Source organism: Leclercia sp. UBA2479 (genome assembly GCF_002341985.1).
Lineage (GTDB): Bacteria > Pseudomonadota > Gammaproteobacteria > Enterobacterales > Enterobacteriaceae > Enterobacter > Enterobacter pneumoniae.
Genome location: NZ_DDPB01000011.1, coordinates 1 through 21222, shown reverse-complemented (window position 1 = coordinate 21222; position 21222 = coordinate 1). Strand labels below are relative to the sequence as shown.

General features: G+C 52.6%; 19 protein-coding genes. 11 read left to right on the top strand and 8 right to left on the bottom strand.

Annotation, left to right across the window (positions count from 1 at the left end; all coding sequences use genetic code 11):
* The first annotated feature begins 30 nt into the window (after positions 1-30).
* The 3 genes from B3B59_RS16965 to ompL all read left to right on the top strand — a co-directional run bounded on the left by B3B59_RS16965 (position 31) and on the right by ompL (position 3642).
* The gene (locus B3B59_RS16965) at positions 31-1413 is read left to right on the top strand and encodes an MFS transporter (protein WP_040077948.1); all 1383 of its coding nucleotides are present in this window, start codon (positions 31-33) and stop codon (positions 1411-1413) included.
* Positions 1414-1456: 43 nt separating this feature from the next.
* Positions 1457-2881, top strand: a complete 1425-nt coding sequence (locus B3B59_RS16960; RefSeq protein ID WP_212478573.1) for an MFS transporter — start codon at positions 1457-1459, stop codon at positions 2879-2881.
* 74 nt (positions 2882-2955) lie between these two features.
* Positions 2956-3642, top strand: coding sequence for a porin OmpL (gene ompL, locus B3B59_RS16955; protein WP_046886178.1), 687 nt, complete (start codon positions 2956-2958; stop codon positions 3640-3642).
* 50 nt (positions 3643-3692) lie between these two features.
* On the opposite strand, the gene typA is transcribed toward ompL, so the two are convergent.
* Positions 3693-5516 (bottom strand): ribosome-dependent GTPase TypA, encoded by a 1824-nt coding sequence (typA, locus tag B3B59_RS16950; RefSeq protein ID WP_046886177.1) that lies wholly within the window; start codon positions 5514-5516, stop codon positions 3693-3695.
* A gap of 377 nt (positions 5517-5893) precedes the next feature.
* Between typA and glnA the strand changes: the two genes are divergently transcribed.
* The 4 genes from glnA (at position 5894) to B3B59_RS16930 (ending at position 10204) form a co-directional block, all read left to right on the top strand.
* Positions 5894-7303 carry a glutamate--ammonia ligase gene (gene glnA / locus B3B59_RS16945; RefSeq protein ID WP_040077943.1) on the top strand — a complete coding sequence of 470 codons (1410 nt, stop codon included), beginning with the start codon at positions 5894-5896 and terminating at the stop codon, positions 7301-7303.
* Between the two features lie 193 nt (positions 7304-7496).
* Positions 7497-8546, top strand: coding sequence for a nitrogen regulation protein NR(II) (gene glnL / locus B3B59_RS16940; protein ID WP_040077941.1), 1050 nt, complete (start codon positions 7497-7499; stop codon positions 8544-8546).
* An 11-nt stretch (positions 8547-8557) separates the two neighbouring features.
* Positions 8558-9970, top strand: a complete 1413-nt coding sequence (gene glnG / locus B3B59_RS16935; protein WP_046886176.1) for a nitrogen regulation protein NR(I) — start codon at positions 8558-8560, stop codon at positions 9968-9970.
* Positions 9971-10081: 111 nt separating this feature from the next.
* A complete protein-coding gene (locus B3B59_RS16930; protein WP_154298886.1) occupies positions 10082-10204 on the top strand; it encodes a YshB family small membrane protein in 123 nt (40 codons plus the stop codon).
* 35 nt (positions 10205-10239) lie between these two features.
* On the opposite strand, the gene hemN is transcribed toward B3B59_RS16930, so the two are convergent.
* Both hemN and yihI read right to left on the bottom strand, forming a co-directional pair.
* Entirely contained in the window at positions 10240-11613 is a 1374-nt protein-coding gene (gene hemN / locus B3B59_RS16925) for an oxygen-independent coproporphyrinogen III oxidase (protein WP_286809594.1), read from the bottom strand.
* A gap of 188 nt (positions 11614-11801) precedes the next feature.
* Entirely contained in the window at positions 11802-12320 is a 519-nt protein-coding gene (gene yihI / locus B3B59_RS16920) for a Der GTPase-activating protein YihI (RefSeq protein ID WP_046886174.1), read from the bottom strand.
* A gap of 586 nt (positions 12321-12906) precedes the next feature.
* Here yihI and yihA point away from each other — a divergent pair.
* Positions 12907-13533 (top strand): ribosome biogenesis GTP-binding protein YihA/YsxC, encoded by a 627-nt coding sequence (yihA, locus tag B3B59_RS16915; protein ID WP_286809593.1) that lies wholly within the window; start codon positions 12907-12909, stop codon positions 13531-13533.
* Between the two features lie 314 nt (positions 13534-13847).
* On the opposite strand, the gene polA is transcribed toward yihA, so the two are convergent.
* Both polA and B3B59_RS16905 read right to left on the bottom strand, forming a co-directional pair.
* The gene (gene polA / locus B3B59_RS16910) at positions 13848-16640 is read right to left on the bottom strand and encodes a DNA polymerase I (RefSeq protein ID WP_046886172.1); all 2793 of its coding nucleotides are present in this window, start codon (positions 16638-16640) and stop codon (positions 13848-13850) included.
* A gap of 327 nt (positions 16641-16967) precedes the next feature.
* A complete protein-coding gene (locus B3B59_RS16905; RefSeq protein ID WP_286772262.1) occupies positions 16968-17237 on the bottom strand; it encodes a hypothetical protein in 270 nt (89 codons plus the stop codon).
* Here B3B59_RS16905 and B3B59_RS16900 point away from each other — a divergent pair.
* Positions 17128-17985: an acyltransferase gene (locus B3B59_RS16900; RefSeq protein WP_286809623.1), complete on the top strand. Its 858-nt coding sequence runs from the start codon at positions 17128-17130 to the stop codon at positions 17983-17985. The two genes, B3B59_RS16905 and B3B59_RS16900, sit on opposite strands and share 110 nt — an antisense overlap.
* A 12-nt stretch (positions 17986-17997) precedes the next feature.
* On the opposite strand, the gene dsbA is transcribed toward B3B59_RS16900, so the two are convergent.
* The 3 genes from dsbA to B3B59_RS16885 form a co-directional block, all read right to left on the bottom strand.
* On the bottom strand, positions 17998-18621 hold the full coding sequence (dsbA, locus tag B3B59_RS16895; protein ID WP_046886170.1) for a thiol:disulfide interchange protein DsbA: 624 nt from the start codon (positions 18619-18621) through the stop codon (positions 17998-18000).
* A gap of 27 nt (positions 18622-18648) precedes the next feature.
* Positions 18649-19635, bottom strand: a complete 987-nt coding sequence (locus B3B59_RS16890) for a serine/threonine protein kinase (RefSeq protein WP_286809592.1) — start codon at positions 19633-19635, stop codon at positions 18649-18651.
* A gap of 75 nt (positions 19636-19710) precedes the next feature.
* Positions 19711-19980, bottom strand: a complete 270-nt coding sequence (locus B3B59_RS16885) for a YihD family protein (RefSeq protein WP_286809591.1) — start codon at positions 19978-19980, stop codon at positions 19711-19713.
* 68 nt (positions 19981-20048) lie between these two features.
* Between B3B59_RS16885 and mobA the strand changes: the two genes are divergently transcribed.
* Entirely contained in the window at positions 20049-20633 is a 585-nt protein-coding gene (gene mobA / locus B3B59_RS16880) for a molybdenum cofactor guanylyltransferase MobA (protein ID WP_233804122.1), read from the top strand.
* Positions 20630-21136 carry a molybdopterin-guanine dinucleotide biosynthesis protein MobB gene (mobB, locus tag B3B59_RS16875; protein WP_046886166.1) on the top strand — a complete coding sequence of 169 codons (507 nt, stop codon included), beginning with the start codon at positions 20630-20632 and terminating at the stop codon, positions 21134-21136. The genes mobA and mobB overlap by 4 nt, the downstream gene beginning before the upstream one ends.
* The last annotated feature ends 86 nt before the right edge of the window (positions 21137-21222 follow it).

Here is a 21222-nt window from a genome sequence, read left to right as displayed (position 1 = left end):
GGGAGACCTGCGGGCAGACGGAGAACAATAATGAGTCAACATACTTCTGATCCGGCAACCCTACGCCTGCCGTTTAAAGAAAAACTCGCCTACGGGATGGGCGATCTCGGCTCTAACATCCTGCTGGATATCGGCACGCTGTACCTGCTGAAGTTTTATACCGACGTGCTGGGCCTGCCTGGCACCTACGGCGGCATTATCTTCCTGATCGCCAAGTTCTTTACCGCCTTTACCGATATGGGCACCGGGATCATGCTCGACTCCCGGCGCAAGATCGGGCCGAAGGGCAAATTCCGCCCGTTCGTGCTCTATGCGGCGTTTCCGGTCACGCTGCTGGCGATTGCAAACTTCGTCGGCACGCCGTTTGAGATAACCGGCAAAACGGTGATGGCGACGGTGCTGTTCATGCTGTACGGCCTGTTCTTCAGCATGATGAACTGCTCTTACGGCGCCATGGTACCCGCCATTACCAAAAACCCGGACGAGCGCGCCGCGCTGGCGGCCTGGCGTCAGGGCGGCGCGACGCTGGGCCTGCTGCTGTGTACCGTCGGCTTTGTCCCGGTGATGAACCTGATTGAAGGCAACGATCAGCTGGGCTATATCTTTGCCGCCACCCTCTTCTCGCTGTTCGGGCTGTTCTTTATGTGGTGGTGCTATAAGGGCGTGACCGAGCGCTACGTCGAGGCGCAGCCCGCTAACCCCGCACAAAAGCCGGGCCTGCTACAGTCGTTTCGCGCCATCGCCGGCAACCGCCCGCTGTTTATTCTCTGCATTGCCAACCTCTGCACGCTGGGGGCCTTTAACGTCAAACTCGCCATCCAGGTCTACTACACGCAGTACGTGCTGAACGACCCGATCCTGCTGTCGTACATGGGCTTCTTCAGCATGGGTTGTATTTTTATCGGCGTGTTTATGATGCCCGGCGCGGTGCGTCGCTTCGGTAAGAAAAAGGTCTACATCAGCGGGCTGATGATTTGGGTGGCCGGCGATCTGCTCAACTACTTCTTCGGCGGCGGCTCGGTGAGCTTTGTGGCGTTCTCATGCCTGGCGTTCTTCGGCTCCGCGTTTGTGAACAGCCTGAACTGGGCGCTGGTGTCCGATACCGTGGAGTACGGTGAGTGGCGCACCGGTGTGCGCTCCGAGGGGACGGTCTATACCGGCTTTACCTTCTTCCGCAAGGTCTCCCAGGCGCTGGCGGGCTTCTTCCCGGGGATCATGCTGACGCAAATCGGCTATGTGCCCAACGTGGTGCAGTCTGCCGGAACGGTTGAAGGGCTACGGCAGCTGATATTTATCTACCCGAGCCTGCTGGCGGTCATCACCATCGTGGCGATGGGCTGCTTCTACAACCTCAACGAGAAGATGTATGTGCGCATCGTGGAAGAAATTGAGCTGCGCAAACGTACGGCCTGAATGACTTGAGCGCGCGCCCTGCGGGGCGCGCAGAGGATCGACCATGACACATACTCCTGATCCGTTAACCCTGAAGCTGAGCCTGCGCGAGAAGTGCGCCTATGGGATGGGCGATTTTGGCTCGAACCTGATGCTCTGTATCGGCACGCTGTATCTGCTGAAGTTTTACACCGATGAGCTGGGCATGCCCGCCTTCTATGGCGGCATTATTTTCCTGGTCGCGAAGTTTTTTACCGCCTTTACCGACATGCTGACCGGGGTGCTGCTGGATTCCCGGCGTCATATCGGCGCGAGAGGCAAATTTCGGCCATTCATTCTGTATGCCTCTGTACCGGTGGCGCTGGTTGCCACGGCGCAGTTTATGGCCAACGATTTTAGCCTGACGGTGAAGACGGCCCTCGCCACCGTGCTCTTTATGATGTTCGGCCTGTGCTATAGCCTGATGAACTGCTCTTACGGCGCGATGGTACCGGCCATCACCAAAAACCCGAACGAGCGGGCGCAGCTTGCGGCATGGCGTCAGGGCGGCGCGACGGTGGGGCTATTACTCTGCACCGTCGGCTTTATGCCCATTCAGGCGCTGTTCGTCAGCCAGCCCTCCCTCGGCTATCTGGTGGCCGCACTGGTGTTTGTCACCGGCGGTTTGTTCTGCATGTGGTGGTGCTACAGCGGCGTTAAAGAGCGGTATGTCGAGATCTCGCCCGATCACCATAAGCCCGGGATCCTGAAGTCCTTCTGCGCCATCTTTCGCAATCCACCGCTGCTGGTGCTGTGCATTGCTAACCTCTGCACCCTGGCGGCGTTTAACATCAAGCTGGCGATTCAGGTCTATTACACCCAGTACGTGCTTAACGATCTGCATTTGCTGTCGTGGATGGGCTTTTTCAGCATGGGCTGCATTCTGATTGGCGTGTTTCTGGTGCCCGGTGCCGTAAAACGCTTTGGCAAGAAGCCGGTTTATCTGGGCGGACTGGCGCTGTGGGCAGTGGGCGACGTGCTGAACTTCTTCTGGGGGACCAGCTCGCTGCTGTTCGTGCTCTTTTCCTGCATGGCCTTTTTCGGCACGGCGTTTGTGAACAGCCTGAACTGGGCGCTGGTGCCGGATACTGTAGATTACGGCGAGTGGAAAACGGGCATTCGCGCCGAAGGGTCGGTCTATACCGGCTATACCTTCTCACGCAAAATCTCCGCCGCTCTCGCCGGGTTCCTGCCGGGCATTATGTTGACGCAGATTGGGTATATACCTCATGCCGTGCAGAGCGCGGGCACGTTGCTGGGATTGCGTCAGCTTATTTTCCTCTGGCCGTGCGGCCTGGCGATTGTTGCCGCCGTGACCATGGGGCTGTTTTATAAACTCAACGAAACGCGCTTCGCGTTTATTATCGAGGAGATTGGAAAGCGGAAAAAACAGTCAGCGAATACCCCTGAGACAACCCCTAACAATAAAGCGTCAGCAGTCACTTTATAACAATAAATCCGGCCCGCAGTTCCTTCCTGATAATCAGGAGGGAGGCCTTTCTGTACTTGATACATGGACAAATTATGAAAAGAATCATCACTGTACTGATTGTGTCGTCTGTGTCCTGCCCGGTATTTGCCGGGGCGTATGTTGAAACCCGCGAAGCCTACAATACGGCCTCTGAGCTGCACGAGGTGATCCTGCGCGCGGGATATAACTTCGATATGGGCGCGGGGCTGATGTTCACCAACGCCTATAACGTGGGGAAATGGGACGAACTCAAGCACAGCTATAACGAAATAGAGGGGTGGTACCCGCTCTTTAAACCGACCGACAAACTCACCTTTCAGCCCGGCGGCCTGATTAACGACAGCAGTGCCGGTTCGGGTGGTGCCCTTTATTTTGACACTAACTATAAATTCACGGACGGGTTTAATCTGACGTTCCGCTATCGCTATAACCATAATAATTACGATACGCCGGACGATAACGGGCTAATGGATAAGAATGACACGCACGAATTCGCCAACTACTGGAATTTCAGGCTTACGGATGCGTTTTTCTACACCTTTGAACCGCACTATTTTCAGCGGGTGAATGATTACCACAGCAAAAACGGCAAGGATCATCATTGGGAAATAACGAATAAGTTCAGCTATAAGCTCGACAGAAACTGGCTGCCGTATCTCGAACTTCAGTGGCTGGATAGATGGAATGATTACAACCGGGAGCAGTATCGAATCCGTCTGGGATTACGCTACGCGTTCTAATAAAAAAGCCGCTGATCTCTCAGCGGCTTTTTAGTGTCCATCAGTGAAGATTAATCTTCTTTCGGACCGCGCATTGCGCGTTTACGGTCGTTCTCAGTCAGGTGACGTTTACGGATACGAATTGACTGTGGAGTCACTTCTACCAGTTCGTCATCATCGATGAACTCCAGAGCTTGCTCCAGGGTCATCTTGATCGGTGGAACCAGAACCGTCGCTTCGTCAGTACCGGACGCACGCATGTTGGTCAGTTTCTTACCGGTCAGGCAGTTTACAGTCAGGTCGTTAGAACGACTGTGAATACCGATGATCTGGCCTTCGTAAACTTCCGCACCGTGACCCAGGAACAGCTTACCGCGGTCCTGCAGGCTGAACAGGGCGAACGCAACCGCTTTACCCTGACCGTTAGAGATCAGAACGCCGTTGTTACGCTGGCCAACGTCGCCTGGACGAACGTCGTCGTAGTGGCTGAAGGTGGAGTACAGCAGACCGGTACCTGAAGTCATGGTCATGAACTCAGAACGGAAGCCGATCAGGCCACGGCTTGGGATCACGTAGTCGAGACGTACGCGGCCTTTGCCATCTGGATTCATGTTTTTCAGGTCGCCTTTACGCTCACCCAGAGCCTGCATCACAGAACCCTGGTGCTGCTCTTCAACGTCCAGCGTCACGTTTTCGAACGGCTCTTGTTTACGGCCGTCGATTTCGCGGAAGATAACTTTCGGACGGGAAACCGCCATTTCGAAACCTTCACGACGCATGTTTTCGATCAGAACTGACAAGTGCAGCTCACCACGACCGGAAACGCGGAAGGCGTCCGCATCAGGGGTCTCTTCAACGCGCAGCGCAACGTTGTGCACCAGCTCTTTGTTCAGGCGGTCAAGGATCTGACGAGAGGTAACGAACTTACCTTCTTTACCACAGAACGGAGAGGTGTTGACGTTGAAGAACATGGATACGGTCGGTTCATCAACGGACAGGGCTGGCAGCGCTTCAACTTTCTGCGGATCGCAGATAGTGTCGGAGATGTTCAGCTCGCCCAGACCGGTGATGGCAATGATATCGCCAGCTTCAGCGATATCGCTATCGATACGCTCCAGACCCAGGTGAGTCAGCACTTTGCCCACTTTACCGTTACGGGTTTTGCCTTCGCTATCGATGATAGTAACTTGCTGGTTAGGCTTAACTTTACCGCGCTTGATACGACCAATGCCGATAACGCCAACGTAGTTGTTGTAATCGAGCTGAGAGATCTGCATCTGCAGGGTGCCGTCGAGATCAACGTTTGGTGCAGGAACACGGTCAACAATTGTCTGATACAGCGGGGTCATGTCTTCCGCCATATCTTCGTGGTCCAGACCTGCAATACCGTTCAGCGCGGAAGCGTAAACGATAGGGAAGTCCAGCTGCTCGTCGGTCGCGTCGAGGTTAACGAACAGGTCGAATACCTGATCTACAACCCAGTCAGGACGCGCGCCAGGACGGTCAACTTTGTTGATAACAACAATTGGCTTCAGACCATGGGCGAACGCCTTTTTGGTCACAAAGCGCGTCTGCGGCATTGGGCCATCCATTGCGTCAACGACCAGCAGAACGGAGTCTACCATGGACATTACACGCTCAACTTCACCACCGAAGTCGGCGTGGCCTGGGGTATCAACGATGTTGATACGGTAGTCATTCCATTTGATGGCGGTGTTTTTGGCGAGGATGGTAATCCCACGCTCTTTCTCCAAATCGTTGGAGTCCATCACACGCTCTTGAGTTTCGGCACGAGCATCAAACGTACCGGACTGCTGCAGCAGCTTATCAACCAGGGTAGTTTTACCATGGTCAACGTGCGCGATGATGGCGATGTTACGCAAATTTTCGATCACAACTTTGCCTCAGGCATTTAGAAATAGCGCGTTATTGTACACGGATTAATCGCACTACAAAACAGGATCACAAACATCCCCCGCAAACAAGTATTGCAGAGATGCTTTGTGATCACTTTCACGGAGCGGTAAAAGGGCACTTTAACGTAAATTGCACCAATATGGTGCTTAATGTTCACATTGAAGCACTATACTGGTGCAACATGACCATCATGGTGCAGCCCTTTTGCACTATAGTGCGCATGATAACGCCTTTTTGGGGTGTTTTAAAAGTTGGCACAGATTTCGCTTTATAAAAAACATGGCATCCAGCCAGTACAAACAGAAATAGAAGACCTCGTTACCACGACGACAATGACCAATCTGGAGAGTTAAGTATGTCCGCTGAACACGTTTTGACGATGCTGAACGAACATGAAGTGAAGTTTGTTGATCTGCGCTTCACCGATACCAAAGGTAAAGAACAGCACGTCACTATTCCTGCTCATCAGGTAAACGCCGAATTCTTTGAAGAAGGCAAAATGTTTGACGGCTCCTCCATTGGTGGCTGGAAAGGCATTAACGAATCCGACATGGTTCTGATGCCAGATGCAACCACTGCGCTCATTGACCCGTTCTTCGAAGAACCAACCCTGATCATCCGTTGCGATATCCTCGAACCAGGCACGCTGCAGGGTTACGACCGCGACCCGCGCTCCATCGCGAAGCGCGCTGAAGAGTACCTGCGTTCCACCGGCATCGCAGATACCGTTCTGTTTGGGCCAGAGCCAGAGTTCTTCCTGTTTGACGACATCCGTTTCGGCGCGACCATTTCAGGTTCCCACGTGGCTATCGATGACATCGAAGGCGCATGGAACTCCTCCACCAAATACGAAGGTGGTAACAAAGGTCACCGTCCTGGCGTGAAAGGTGGTTACTTCCCGGTTCCTCCGGTCGACTCTTCACAGGACATCCGCTCTACCATGTGTCTGATCATGGAAGAGATGGGCCTGGTGGTTGAAGCACACCACCACGAAGTGGCAACGGCTGGCCAGAACGAAATCGCGACCCGCTTCAACACCATGACCAAAAAAGCGGACGAGATTCAGATCTACAAATACGTTGTTCACAACGTGGCACACCGCTTCGGTAAAACAGCGACCTTTATGCCAAAACCGATGTTTGGCGATAACGGTTCCGGTATGCACTGCCACATGTCTCTGTCCAAGAACGGTACCAACCTGTTCTCTGGCGACAAGTATGCTGGTCTGTCCGAGCAGGCGCTGCACTACATTGGCGGTGTGATCAAACACGCTAAAGCCATCAACGCCCTGGCGAACCCAACCACCAACTCCTATAAGCGTCTGGTCCCAGGCTACGAAGCGCCGGTTATGCTGGCCTACTCTGCCCGTAACCGTTCTGCTTCTATCCGTATCCCGGTTGTTGCCTCTCCGAAAGCGCGTCGTATTGAAGTGCGCTTCCCGGACCCGGCGGCTAACCCATACCTGTGCTTCGCCGCGCTGCTGATGGCTGGCCTGGACGGTATCAAGAACAAGATCCACCCTGGCGAAGCCATGGACAAAAACCTGTATGACCTGCCGCCAGAAGAAGCGAAAGAGATCCCACAGGTTGCCGGTTCTCTGGAAGAAGCCCTGCAGGCGCTGGACGCAGACCGTGAGTTCCTGACCGCGGGCGGCGTGTTCACCGATGAAGCTATCGACGCTTACATCGCGCTGCGCACTGAAGAAAACGACCGCGTGCGTATGACTCCGCACCCGGTTGAGTTCGAGCTGTACTACAGCGTTTAAGTTAGAGATGAAAACCTGGCGAATTTCTTGTCATAAAACGAAAGACGCCAGAAGATTTTTTGTTGCCGTGGAAACTTTCAGCCCATCTTCGGATGGGCTTTTTTCACCACCAACAACCTGATTTGACAAGTTTTTTACCGCGAAAACGCTATACTGCACTAAAAGAGTGCAATCAACGTCAGGAGACTGCTGAATGGCAACTGGCACGCTGCCCGATGCTGGGCAGATCCTCAATTCACTGATTAACAGCATCTTACTGGTCGATGATGAGCTGGCTGTTCATTTCGCCAACCCAGCGGCACAGCAGCTGCTCGCCCAGAGTTCACGCAAACTGTTCGGCACCCCGCTGCCGGAACTCTTAAGTTATTTTTCGCTGAATATTGGTCTGATGCAGGAGAGTCTGCAGGCGGGCCAGGGCTTTACCGATAACGAAGTGACGCTGGTGATTGACGGGCGCTCGCATATTCTCTCCCTGACCGCCCAGCGGCTGCCTGAAGGATTAATTCTGCTTGAGATGGCGCCGATGGATAATCAGCGTCGCCTGAGCCAGGAACAGCTTCAGCATGCGCAGCAGGTTGCCGCCCGCGATCTGGTGCGGGGATTGGCCCATGAAATCAAGAATCCGCTTGGCGGACTGCGGGGTGCTGCGCAACTGCTCACCAAAGCCCTGCCCGACCCTGCGCTGGCGGAATATACCAATGTCATCATTGAGCAGGCAGACCGTCTGCGTAATCTGGTGGACCGTTTGCTTGGCCCGCAGCAGCCCGGTATGCACGTCACGGAGAGCATTCACAAGGTCGCCGAGCGCGTGGTGAAACTGGTCTCTATGGAGCTGCCTGAAAACGTCACTCTGGTGCGGGATTACGATCCCAGCCTTCCCGAACTGCCACATGATCCCGACCAGGTTGAGCAGGTTCTTCTCAATATTGTGCGTAATGCCTTGCAGGCATTAGGACCTCAGGGCGGTGAAATTGTGCTGCGTACGCGTACGGCGTTTCAGCTAACGCTGCACGGGGTGCGCTATCGCCTGGCCGCGCGGATTGATGTGGAAGATAACGGCCCAGGCATTCCTTCCCAGCTGCAGGACACGATCTTTTACCCCATGGTAAGCGGTCGCGAAGGTGGCACCGGGCTGGGCTTATCCATTGCCCGTAATTTGATTGATCAGCATTCCGGCAAAATTGAATTTACCAGTTGGCCGGGTCATACCGAGTTTTCGGTTTACCTGCCGATTCGGAAATAGAGGGTTAAGTTATGCAACGAGGGATAGTCTGGGTAGTTGATGACGATAGCTCCATCCGCTGGGTGCTTGAACGCGCGCTAACCGGCGCAGGGTTACATTGCACAACCTTTGAAAGCGGCAACGACGTGCTCGACGCACTCACCACCAAAACCCCGGATGTGCTGTTATCTGACATCCGCATGCCCGGCATGGACGGGCTGGCGCTGTTGAAGCAGATAAAGCAGCGTCATCCAATGCTTCCGGTCATCATAATGACCGCACACTCGGATCTGGACGCAGCCGTTAGCGCCTATCAGCAAGGGGCCTTCGACTATCTGCCCAAGCCGTTTGATATTGATGAAGCCGTGGCGTTGGTTGAACGCGCGATTAGCCATTATCAGGAGCAGCAACAGCCACGTAACACACCGGACTTTGGCCCCACCACCGATATCATTGGCGAAGCGCCCGCAATGCAGGATGTGTTCCGCATTATCGGTCGTTTGTCGCGCTCCTCTATCAGCGTGCTGATTAACGGTGAATCGGGCACCGGTAAAGAACTGGTCGCACATGCTCTGCATCGCCACAGCCCGCGGGCAAAAGCCCCCTTTATCGCCCTGAACATGGCGGCGATCCCCAAAGACCTGATTGAGTCTGAACTCTTTGGTCACGAAAAAGGGGCCTTTACCGGCGCAAATACTATTCGTCAGGGGCGATTTGAGCAGGCCGATGGCGGCACGCTCTTCCTGGATGAGATCGGCGACATGCCGCTGGATGTACAGACACGTTTACTGCGCGTACTGGCTGATGGCCAGTTCTATCGCGTGGGCGGCTATGCCCCGGTGAAGGTGGACGTGCGTATTATTGCGGCCACCCATCAGAATCTGGAGATGCGGGTGCAGGAGGGCAAATTCCGTGAGGATCTGTTCCACCGCCTGAACGTGATTCGCGTACACCTGCCGCCGCTGCGTGAGCGTCGGGAGGACATTCCACGTCTGGCGCGTCATTTCCTGCAGGTTGCGGCCCGAGAACTGGGCGTTGAAGCGAAGTTGCTGCACCCGGAGACGGAAGCGGCATTAACGCGTCTGGCATGGCCTGGTAACGTGCGTCAGCTGGAAAATACCTGTCGCTGGCTGACGGTCATGGCAGCGGGCCAGGAAGTGCTGATTCAGGATCTGCCGCCTGAGCTGTTTGAAGCGCCTGTTCCGGAAAGCGCTGGCGGCCAGACATTGCCCGACAACTGGGCAACGCTGCTGGCCCAGTGGGCTGACCGTGCGCTGCGTTCCGGTCATCAAAACCTGCTTTCCGAGGCGCAACCGGAGATGGAACGTACTCTGCTCACCACTGCGCTGCGTCATACCCAGGGGCATAAGCAGGAGGCGGCACGCCTGCTGGGTTGGGGACGCAATACGTTAACGCGCAAGTTAAAAGAGCTGGGAATGGAGTAGTACGCGTACCGATTGTAAAAATGGGCAGTCAGGTGCAATTTGCTGCATTTTTATACTTTACTGTTCCGATGAGTTGGGTATGATCTCGCCCGAAAATCGGGGAGAGTCATCATGCTGGAATCAATTATCACTATGGCGGCAGGAAGCATCGAGGCGGGTGCAGCTGCCGGCCATACGCCGCAAACCGCAATCGCTGCGGTGCTCTGTGCGGCACTGGTTGGGCTGTTTAGCTGACCGAAACCCCTCTCCCCCTGGGAGAGGGGTACATATCAAATGACGCGCGAGAACTGCTGTAGACGCGCTTTCTGACGCAAATACGCGTCGAAACACATGCAGATATTACGAATCAATAAACGCCCTTTCGGCGTCACTTCAATTGCGTGCTCGTTAACATCCACCAGCCCATCTTTCGCCAGCGGTGCGAGCAGACTCATATCTTCTGCAAAGTAGTCGCTAAATTGCAGCTCCCATTGCGCTTCTACCTCGCTAAAGTCGAGACGGAAGTTGCAGATAAGTGCTTTGATCACATCACGACGGATGCAGTCGTCGCGCGTTAACGGGATGCCGCGCCAGAGCGCATTACCGCTTTCATCAACCTGCTGATAATAGAGCTTTAACTCTTTCTGATTTTGCGCGTAGCAGTCACCCAGCATGCTGATTGCCGAGACGCCCATCCCCAGCAGATCGGTATCGCCCTGCGTGGTATAGCCCTGGAAATTACGGTGCAGTACCCCTTCGCGCTGAGCAATTGCCAGCTCGTCATCCGGGCGGGCGAAGTGATCCATCCCGATAAACTGATAGCCGGTTTCGGTCAGCGAGGCGATGGTTTCCTGCAGGATATCCAGCTTCTGCTGGGCAGAAGGCAGATCGGCCTCTTTAATTTTGCGCTGAGCGGCAAACAGCGTCGGCAGGTGCGCATAGTTGAAGACACTCAGACGGTCCGGGTTAAGTTCGCCCACGCGCTTCAACGTGAAGGCGAAGCTCTCAGGCGTTTGCTTAGGCAGACCGTAAATCAGATCTATGTTGGTCGAGGTAAACCCGATATCACGCGCGTGGTTGAGCAGGGCAAAGATAAAGTCTTCGTCCTGCTCACGGTTAACCAGCCGCTGGACCTCTTTGTTAAAGTCCTGCACGCCCATACTCAGGCGGTTGAATCCTTCAGCGCGGAGGTGATCCAGCACATCCAGTTCGATTTCGCGTGGGTCGACTTCAATCGAGATCTCTGCGTCATCGATGAAAGCGAAGTTATTACGCAGTAGCGTCATCAAACGGCTAATCTGCGCTTTATTCAGATAGGTTGGTGTGCCGCCGCCCCAGTGCAGCTGAGTGACGTGACGACCCGCAAACAGCGGCGCACGATGCACAATTTCTTGTTCTAGCGCATCCAGATACTGATCGGCTTTATGCTGCTGGCGGGTAACAATTTTATTGCAGCCGCAGAAATAGCAGAGCTTGTGGCAGAAAGGAATATGAACATACAGGGAGAGCGGGCGCTCAGGATAACGCGCAACAGCCTGCAAAAAATCGGGTTCTTTGAACGCGTCTGAAAACTCAAGCGCGGTCGGATACGAGGTATAACGTGGCCCGGAATAGTTATATTTCTGGATCAGGGCCAGATCCCAGTCGATGGTTGGTACAGACATGCTCACTCCCTCCGTTGGTGTCGCGTTCGTTTACGGCGGCCCGGCCTGGTTCCTGTAGGCGCCAGCATCCGGGTGCGCAGCCACTTCTGTCGCCGCGACAACCGCCGTAGTTTAACGAATAACCACACCAGATAACATACAACCGGAAGGGTTATAAGCAGGACAACTGTACCTGCCGGGTGCAAATGTTAATTTCCACCTTTCAGAAGACGCATCATATCTTCTTTCTTTTCTTCTTCTTCGTCTTCTTCTTCTTCGTCGTCGTAAGACAGACCAAGCTTCTGCATCAGTTCGTCGATGCGGTCCAGTTTAGCATCTACCCAGGACTGCTCTTCGGCGGTCAGGGCTTCACCCTCTTCAAGACGTTCCAGCAGCGCGTCCAGGCGCTCATCGTTCTCCAGCATATCCAGCTCAGCCTGCGGTGAAAGCATAGGTTTCTCGCTCTTTGGTTTGTGCTGCTTAGTGACTGGGGTGTCGGTCACGCCCAGTGGAATGGGAGTTTTACTGCCAATACGCGGATCTTTCTGCTGTTTGTTCTTCGCAGAAGAACCGGATGCACCGCTTCCGCTGGCACGACTGCCCGCAGCATGACCACGATGCTTTTTATCGCGCTTACGATCGCGTGCTTCCTGATTCAGTTCTTCACGCGTTTTGCGTCGGGCTTTTGCGGGGCGCTTAGCACCTGCTGCAGAGGTCGGTTTTTTCATGGTGTTTTGTCTTTTACGTCGTTTTCTTCAGTATAGAATTGCGGCGAAATCTAGCAGAAAGCAAGCAAAGAAAAAAGGCGACAGAGCAATCTGTCGCCTTTTTTCCTGACTCTTACCCTTATCGGGTCTCACGTTCCGTGTATGCCTTCAACAAACCCTGTTTTTCCGTTAGCAGATACCGTCCGTGATATGTTCCCTTTCCTTTCCTTTTAAACGCTTCCAGGCGTTCGTCATCCTGACTATCCTGAGTCTTCGCCTCCTGGCGCTCCTGACCCTTATCCTTAAGTCCGTATCCTGTTGGCATCCTCGCCGTTGAAAGATACTTTACCGTCCTGAAGTAAACTAACAAGCCACTCGCGTTATTTAACGCTTAATTTCAGAATTGGCTGAATACCTAATCACCTGATTTTAATCATTTTGATTTTCATATGCCCTACGATTTCTCTGAAATCTCCCATAGGCTGAATGGCATATCTCTTACAAAGTTTATGGTTTTTACTTACAGAGCAAGTGCCAATGGGAAAAGCCTTTTTGTTCTGTTCAGGTATAATCCCCCTCAACGTTACGAATTTCTGGAGACAACCACGTGACCAAGCTGAATTATCACCTGACGCATTTTGTTCTGAGTGCGCCTGATATCCGTCATTTGCCTGCTGATACTGGTCTTGAAGTGGCATTTGCCGGCCGGTCAAACGCGGGGAAATCCAGCGCCCTGAACACGCTGACCAATCAAAAAAGCCTTGCCCGTACTTCTAAAACGCCGGGGCGTACGCAACTTATTAACCTGTTCGAAGTGGCGCCAGGTAAACGCCTGGTCGACTTGCCTGGCTACGGCTATGCAGAAGTTCCGGAAGAGATGAAGCTGAAATGGCAGCGCGCGCTCGGTGAATATCTGGAAAAACGTCTGTGCCTGAAAGGGTTAGTGGTACTGATGGATATCCGTCATCCGCTTAAAGATCTCGATCAACAGATGATCAACTGGGCCGTCGAGAGCGATATCCAGGTGCTAGTTTTGTTAACCAAAGCTGACAAGCTGGCCAGCGGAGCACGTAAGGCCCAGCTGAATATGGTGCGTGAGGCTGTACTGGCCTTTAACGGCGATGTTCAGGTTGAAGCGTTTTCTTCTCTGAAGAAGCAAGGCGTGGATAAGCTGCGTGAGAAGTTAGATAGCTGGTATAACGAGCTGGAACCCGCGACAGAAGCGGAAGAGTAATAATCAGCGCGGCGATGTCCGCGCTTTTTTTTGGCTCAAATATTTTCTTTGCCCCAATAAAAAACGCCCCAGTCATTACTGACTGGGGCGGCTAAAATATTCAGCCAAATCCGATTACGTGAAGTAAAAGGTCTGAAAGATAGAACATCTTACCTCTGTACCCTACGTCGTTAACTCTACTCTTTTTTGGGTTATAGACAAAGCACTTTTTGTAGTTTTTTTTCATTCTTTACATAGGTAAATCGAATGATCGTCACAAAAAGTTCTTAGTTATGTTGCTTACTTACAGGAAATTCCCTTTTCCCCCAGTATGTTTAGTGAGCTTGATCCCAGTTTTCGCCACTTCCTACTTCCACCAGCAGCGGAACATCCAGTTTCATGCTGTTTTCCATCAATTCATGGATCTTATGCGTTGCCGCCTCAAGATCGTCTTTGTGTACCTCAAAGACCAATTCATCGTGTACCTGCATGATCATATGCACCCGCGGCTTTTCCTTTTCCAGCCACGCATCGACGGCGATCATCGCGCGCTTAATAATATCCGCTGCGGTGCCCTGCATCGGGGCGTTAATCGCTGCACGCTCTGCGCCGGCACGACGCGCCGCATTGCTGGATTTGATATCCGGCAGGTACAGGCGTCGGCCATCGAGCGTTTCGACATAGCCTTGCTCTTTCGCCTGGGCGCGGGTGCGTTCCATGTACTGCAGCACGCCAGGATAACGTTCAAAGTACAGATCCATATACCGCTGGGACTCTTTACGCGGAATGTTCAGCTGACGCGACAGGCCGAATGCGCTCATACCGTAAATCAAACCGAAGTTGATCGCTTTAGCGCTGCGACGCTGGTCGTTCGTCACGCTCTCCAGCGGCAGACCAAAGACTTCGGCGGCCGTTGCGCGGTGAATGTCCTGGCCTTCAGCAAACGCCGTCAGCAAGCCTTTATCACGCGACAGATGCGCCATAATGCGCAGCTCAATTTGCGAGTAGTCCGCTGAGACGATCACGTAATCTTCCGGAGCAATAAATGCCTGGCGAATACGTCGCCCCTCTTCGTTACGTACCGGGATATTTTGCAGGTTAGGATCGGTGGAGGATAAACGACCTGTCGCCGCCACCGCCTGGTGGTACGAGGTATGCACTCGTCCGGTTTTGGGATTGATCATCAACGGCAGCTTGTCGGTATAAGTCGACTTCAGCTTCGCCAGCCCGCGATATTGCAGAATCACTTTCGGCAGCGGGTAGTCCAGCGCCAGCTCCTCAAGCACCTCTTCTGACGTCGATGGTGCGCCGCCCGGCGTTTTCTTCAGCGGTTTTATTCCCTGCTTCTCAAACAGGATGGTCTGCAGCTGTTTAGGCGAAGAGAGATTAAACGGCTCGCCGGCGAGCTCATGGGCTTTTTGCTCGAGCTCCGTCAAGCGCTGCGCCAGCTCGCCAGAATGGTTATGCAGTACCGTTGGGTCAATTTTGACGCCATTGCGTTCGATACGGGAAAGCACCGGCACTAGCGGCATCTCTACATGCTGGAATACGTTCATTGGGCCTGCCTGCTTTTGCAGTTTTGGCCACATTTTCAGATGCAGCTGCAGGGTAACATCCGCATCTTCTGCGGCATAACGGCCCGCTTCTTCAAGCGCAATCTGGTTAAAGGTAAGCTGATTCTTACCCTTACCGGCGATCGCTTCGAAGGTGATGGTTTGATGCTTCAGCCAGCGGTCAGATAGCGAATCCATATCATGACGGCCCGCCACGCTATCCAGAATGTAGGATTCCAGCATGGTATCGAAGGCGATACCGCGAAGCTCAATACCGTAATTCTGCAGTATGCCACGGTCATACTTCAGGTTTTGCCCGACCTTCAGCGCTTTGTCATCTTCCAGAATAGGTTTCAGCAGTTCAAGAACTCGTTCGCGAGAGATCTGATCCGGGGCATCCAGGTAGTCATGTGCCACAGGAACATAGGCCGCAATGCCCGGCTCCGTCGCAAACGACAGGCCTACCATATTGGCTGAAATGTTATCGAGACTATCGGTTTCGGTATCAAATGCGAAAACCGGCGCGTTTTTTAATTTCTCGATCCAGGCGACCAACCGTGACTCTTCGAGAACCGTTTCGTAGTGTTCAAAAGAGAGCGTTACGGCTTCTTCTTCTGCCTGCTCTTCAGCATCGACCACAATTGTCTCTTTCGGCTTCGCCGCGGGTTTTGCCCCTTTCGCCTGTAGCCATTTACCCGCTTCTACGTCCGCGCTCCAGCGTTTGAATTCATACTGTTTAAACAGACTCAGCAGTTCGTCTGCTGCAGGCTGTTGTACTTCAAGCTGTTCGCAGCCCAGCTCTAGCTCTACGTCGGTTTTAATGGTGGCCAGCTTATAAGAGAGATAGGCCACCTCTTTGTTATCGGCAAGCTTACCCGCCATGGTCTTCGCACCACGGAAGGTGAGACCGGCAATTTTGTCCGATTCTGCGTAGAGCGTATCCAGCCCGCCTAACCCCTGCAGCAATGCCTGGGCAGTTTTCTCACCCACACCCGGTACGCCGGGAATGTTATCCGAGGAGTCGCCCATCAGAGCGAGGAAATCGATAATCAACTCTGGCGGTACACCATATTTTGCGACCACCTCTTCTGGCCCCAGAATCGTGTTGGTCATGGTATTGATGAGGGTGATCCCTGGCGTAACCAGCTGCGCCATATCTTTATCACCCGTACTAATCAGAACCGGACGACCCATTTTTTCGGCTTCACGCGCCAGGGTACCAATCACGTCGTCTGCTTCTACACCCGATACCGCCATTAAAGGCAGACCCATCGCTTTAACCATCTTGTGCAGCGGTTCAATTTGCGCGCGCAGATCGTCTGGCATTGGCGGACGGTGAGATTTGTAGTGCTCAAACAGCTCATCACGGAAGGTTTTACCCTTGGCATCAAAGACCACAGCCGCGTGGCTGGGTTGATACTGCATGATTAAACTGCGCAGCATGTTCAGCACGCCGTACATTGCGCCGGTAGGCTCTCCGGCGCTGTTGGTCAGAGGAGGAAACGCATGATACGCCCGATACAGGTATGAAGAGCCGTCGACGAGAATAAGAGGGTTTTCTGGGATCTGAACCATAGTGTCCGTGCCTTTGAGTAATTTATGGATAAAGGATGCCACATCAGGATGAAAACATCAGTTTTTCAGGCCTAATACAGACAAAGATTTTGCGATCGTCGGGATCGTTCGCAAATCTTGCCTGTGGATAAGTTTGTGTGTAGTTTCTGGCAGCCTGGATAACTCTCCGTATCCGCGATCCTTATAAATATATTAATCATTATTTATCAGTTGCTTATATTTCGATCCCAGGCAGATTAACAGACCTGGCGACTATTTACTCCATGTGGATATTAACTACGCCAGCCTAAATAAACAGAATAAACCTCCGCTACAACAGCGTTTTCCTCACTGCCCCACGTTAAACCACCGTTCTTTTGCCTGATTTCTGGTAAAATCAGCGCCCTGCGCCTGCACCAGAGGGCGATACTCACGTAACTCTTTGAAAATACTAATCATGTCGAGACTGCTCGCTGCGATAATACTGTTGATCAGTGTCGCATTAACTATTCTGCTCACCATCGCCTGTTCTGTGCCGATCATCATTGCCGGCGTCATTAAATTGCTAATGCCGTTACCGGGCGTATGGCGCGCAGTCTCTACTTTTTGCAATTTCATGATGTATTGCTGGTGCGAAGGATTAGCTGTTCTGCTCAAACTCAACCCCCATTTAAAATGGGATGTTCAGGGCCTTGAGAGGTTAAACAAGAAAAACTGGTATTTGCTCATCTGCAACCATCATAGCTGGGCAGACATCGTAGTGTTGTGTGTGCTCTTCCGCTCGCATATTCCCATGAACAAGTATTTTCTTAAGCAGCAGCTGGCCTGGGTTCCTTTTCTGGGCCTGGCATGCTGGGCGCTCGATATGCCTTTTATGAAGCGCTATTCGCGCAGTTATCTTATTCGCCATCCTGAACGGCGTGGACAGGATGTCGACACTACCCGGCGTTCTTGCGAAAAATTTCGTGTTCATCCCACAACTATCGTGAATTTTGTGGAGGGATCGCGCTTCACAGAAGAGAAGCAGCAGCAAACGCACTCTCCTTATCGCCACCTACTGGCGCCCAAGGCAGCAGGCATCGCTATGGCTATCCATGTCCTGGGCCAGCAGTTCGATAAGTTGCTTAACGTTACGCTCTGTTATCCTGAGAATGATAAGACGCCTTTCTTTGACATGCTAAGCGGTAAGCTGACACGCATTGTAGTACGTGTGAATCTGATGCCTGTGGCGGAGGAACTGCACGGGGATTATGTTAACGACAAGAATTTTAAACGCCGTTTCCAGCTCTGGCTGAACACGTTATGGAGCGAGAAAGACGCGCTTATAGAGAACCTCAAAGCAGAATATAAAAAAGCCGGTCATTGACCGGCTGTTTTTTTACTTTTTCTCTACCAGGTATTTCACCGTATCAGCATATTGCTGTACGAAAATATCCATGCTGCTGGTGTCCATGCCCTGCATGTTCAGCTGATATTTACCGTTAACATACATTGCAGGAACGCCGCGCAATTGCATGTCGGCAGCAGCCTTTTCCTGCTGAGCTACAAGGGATTTCACCACGAAGCTATTCCAGGCCGCGTCGTACTCTTCGCCTTTCACGCCCGCGTCTACAAAGACTTTACGGATATCGGCAGTTGTCTGCACGGTCTGCGTTTTCTGCACCGCTTCGAACATTGGCGCAGTGATTTTATCTTCCACGCCCAGCGCCATCGCTACGGCCCATGCCTGCGTCAAATCTTTACCCAACGGGCCAAGAAACTCGACATGGTATTTGGTCATTTTGGTGCCTTCTGGCAGTTTTTTCTTCACGTTATCGGAAACGTGGAGAACCTGCTCGAACTCATAGCAGTGCGGGCAGTAGAAGGAGAAGAACTCAAGCACCTGAGGTTCTCCGGCGACAGGCTTTTCAAGGGTGATGTACTGTTTGCCATCGGTGAACTGCGCTGCCGATGCGCTAAATGCCAGAATCATACCTGCCAGCGCCAGCCAAATTTTTTTCATGATCACTTATCTCCTGGATGTGTCGGATTAATACATGGGCGTTAATTGTAAAGGGGGTTCCTGAAGAACCTTCACTTGTTCAACAAAGGTTGAAATCTGATTACGCCAGTAATCTTCGCCGGTAAGCCACGGGAAGTTTCTGGGGAACGCGGGATCGTCCCAACGCCTGATTAACCATGCGAGATAATATACAAAACGCATGGCGCGTAAAGGCTCAATCAGGGCAATTTCATCTGAATCGAACGGCGTAAATTCTTCATATGCTTCGATAATAGTTTCAAGCTGCATACGCTGCTCGGCTTTATCGCCGTTCAATATCATCCAGAGATCCTGAATGGCCGGGCCCATACGGGCGTCATCAAGATCGACAAACAACGGGCCCTCTCGCCAGAGAATATTCCCGGCATGACAGTCCCCATGCAGTCGCAGCGTATTGACGTTGTCGTCCCAGCGCGCAGAGACAGCAGAGATAAGTTTATCCGTCGCGCTAAGGAAAGAGGCTTTCAGGGCGGAGGGGATCAGCGAGGAGGTCTCAAAAACCTGCCGCGGTTCGTGCAGATATTCCTGCGTACCGATAGTCGGGCGAACGTTAAACGCTTTTTTCTGCCCCGTCTGATGGATTCGGCCGAGATAGCGCGCCACCCACTCCATCTGATCGATGTTATCGGCTTCAAATTGTCTGCCACCAAGACTGGGGAAGACGGCAAAAGAGAATCCCTGATGCGTTAATAGCGTTTGATTAGCGAAGGCAAGGGGGGCGGCGACCGGTACTTCATCAGCCAGCAGATCGAGCGCAAACTGATGTTCTTCCTGGATTTGCTCAGCAGTCCAGCGCTGCGGGCGGTAAAACTTCACCACGAAGCGCTGGCGATCCTCGTCCTGAAACTGGTAGACGCGATTTTCGTAGCTGTTTAAGGGAGTAAGTCCGGAGTCCACACGAATGCCCTGTTCAAACAGTGCATCCATAATGGTATCCGGATGTAAGGTCTGGAAATTGAAAGCCTGGTCGTTCATCCGATCATCCGGAAATTATACGAATGATTCAGGATATCATTTAACGACGCAAACGGTGGTGCCTCTTACAAGCTTTTACTCTTTAATTATGCCGCGCGCACGCAACAAAGCGGTTTTGAAATCCTCTTCATAATCTTTCTTAATCCCCGGAATTGCCGCGTCTTTTTCGCTATCACGCATTTTTAAGTTATAGATCAGAATGTCGTCAGAAAGGTCGGTCAGCTCGCCCTCAAAACCTGACTCCTGAGCCAGTTTCTGTAAAAATTGCATCAGGTTCAGCTCTGGCTCTTTTTGCCAGGCTGGCTGGAGAAGTTCAATGACTTCATTGAGACGTTTACATTTCATGATGATGCTCCTTTCGTTTAGAGTGACACGTTAGCAGGGTCAATCCCACAATAAAAGAGGCGATATTAGTGAGCCAGGTGAGTAATATCTGCGGCGTGATCCTTGCGGGGGGCAAAGCTTCTCGCATGGGCGGGATCGATAAAGGTCTACAAAGTCTAAACGGCAAACCGCTATGGCAGCATGTCGCGGACGCATTGCGTCGCCAGGTCGCGACGCTGGCGATCAGTGCCAACAGGAATCTCGACATTTATCAATCCAGTGGGTATCCGGTTTATCAGGATCAGTTGCCTGGTTTTCCGGGTCCCCTTGCCGGCATGTTATCGGTGATGCAGCAGTCACAGGCGGAGTGGTTTCTGTTCTGCCCCTGCGATACCCCCTTCATTCCTGCCAGTCTGGTGGAACGCTTTCTATCTGCAGCAGCAGACGCGCCGGTTGTCTGGGCGCATGACGGTGAGCGTGACCATCCCGCCGTGGCATTGTTACACCGCAGATTAATAGCACCACTAGAGGATTACCTGGCGGCTGGAGAGCGGCGTGTCATGGTTTTCCTGCGTCAATCCGGGGGGCACGCAGTGGATTTCAGCGATCTGAAATCGTCATTTATCAACATCAATACCATTGAAGAGATCATTAAGCATCAGGGGACGATATGACACCGATTCTGGCCATCGCTGCCTGGAGCGGCACAGGTAAAACGACACTGTTAAAAGCACTGATCCCGGCACTATGTGCCAGAGGGATCCGGCCAGGTCTGATTAAACACACGCATCACAATATGGATGTAGATATACCGGGTAAAGATAGCTATGAGCTACGCAAAGCCGGGGCATCGCAAACGCTGGTCGCCAGTAACAACCGTTGGGCGTTGATGACCGAGACGCCGAGCGCAGAGCCACTGGACTTGCATTACCTGGTGAGCAGAATGGATCATTCTGTATTGGATCTGGTACTGGTCGAGGGGTTTAAACATGAAGCCGTACCGAAGATTATTCTTTTCAGAAGTAATGCAGGGCACAGTCTTAGCGAACTGACGCTGGATAATCATGTTATCGCTGTAGCCAGCGATATTCAGCTGGATCTGAAGGTTCCATTGCTGAATTTGAATGACACAGACAGTCTGGTGTCGTTTATTGAGACGTGGTTAGCAGCGCAATAACCCGCATTTTGCGAATTATGACGTTATAAGAACGCAAAAAGCCCATCCTTCCGGATGGGCTCTTCACTTAATTGATGCCTGGCAGT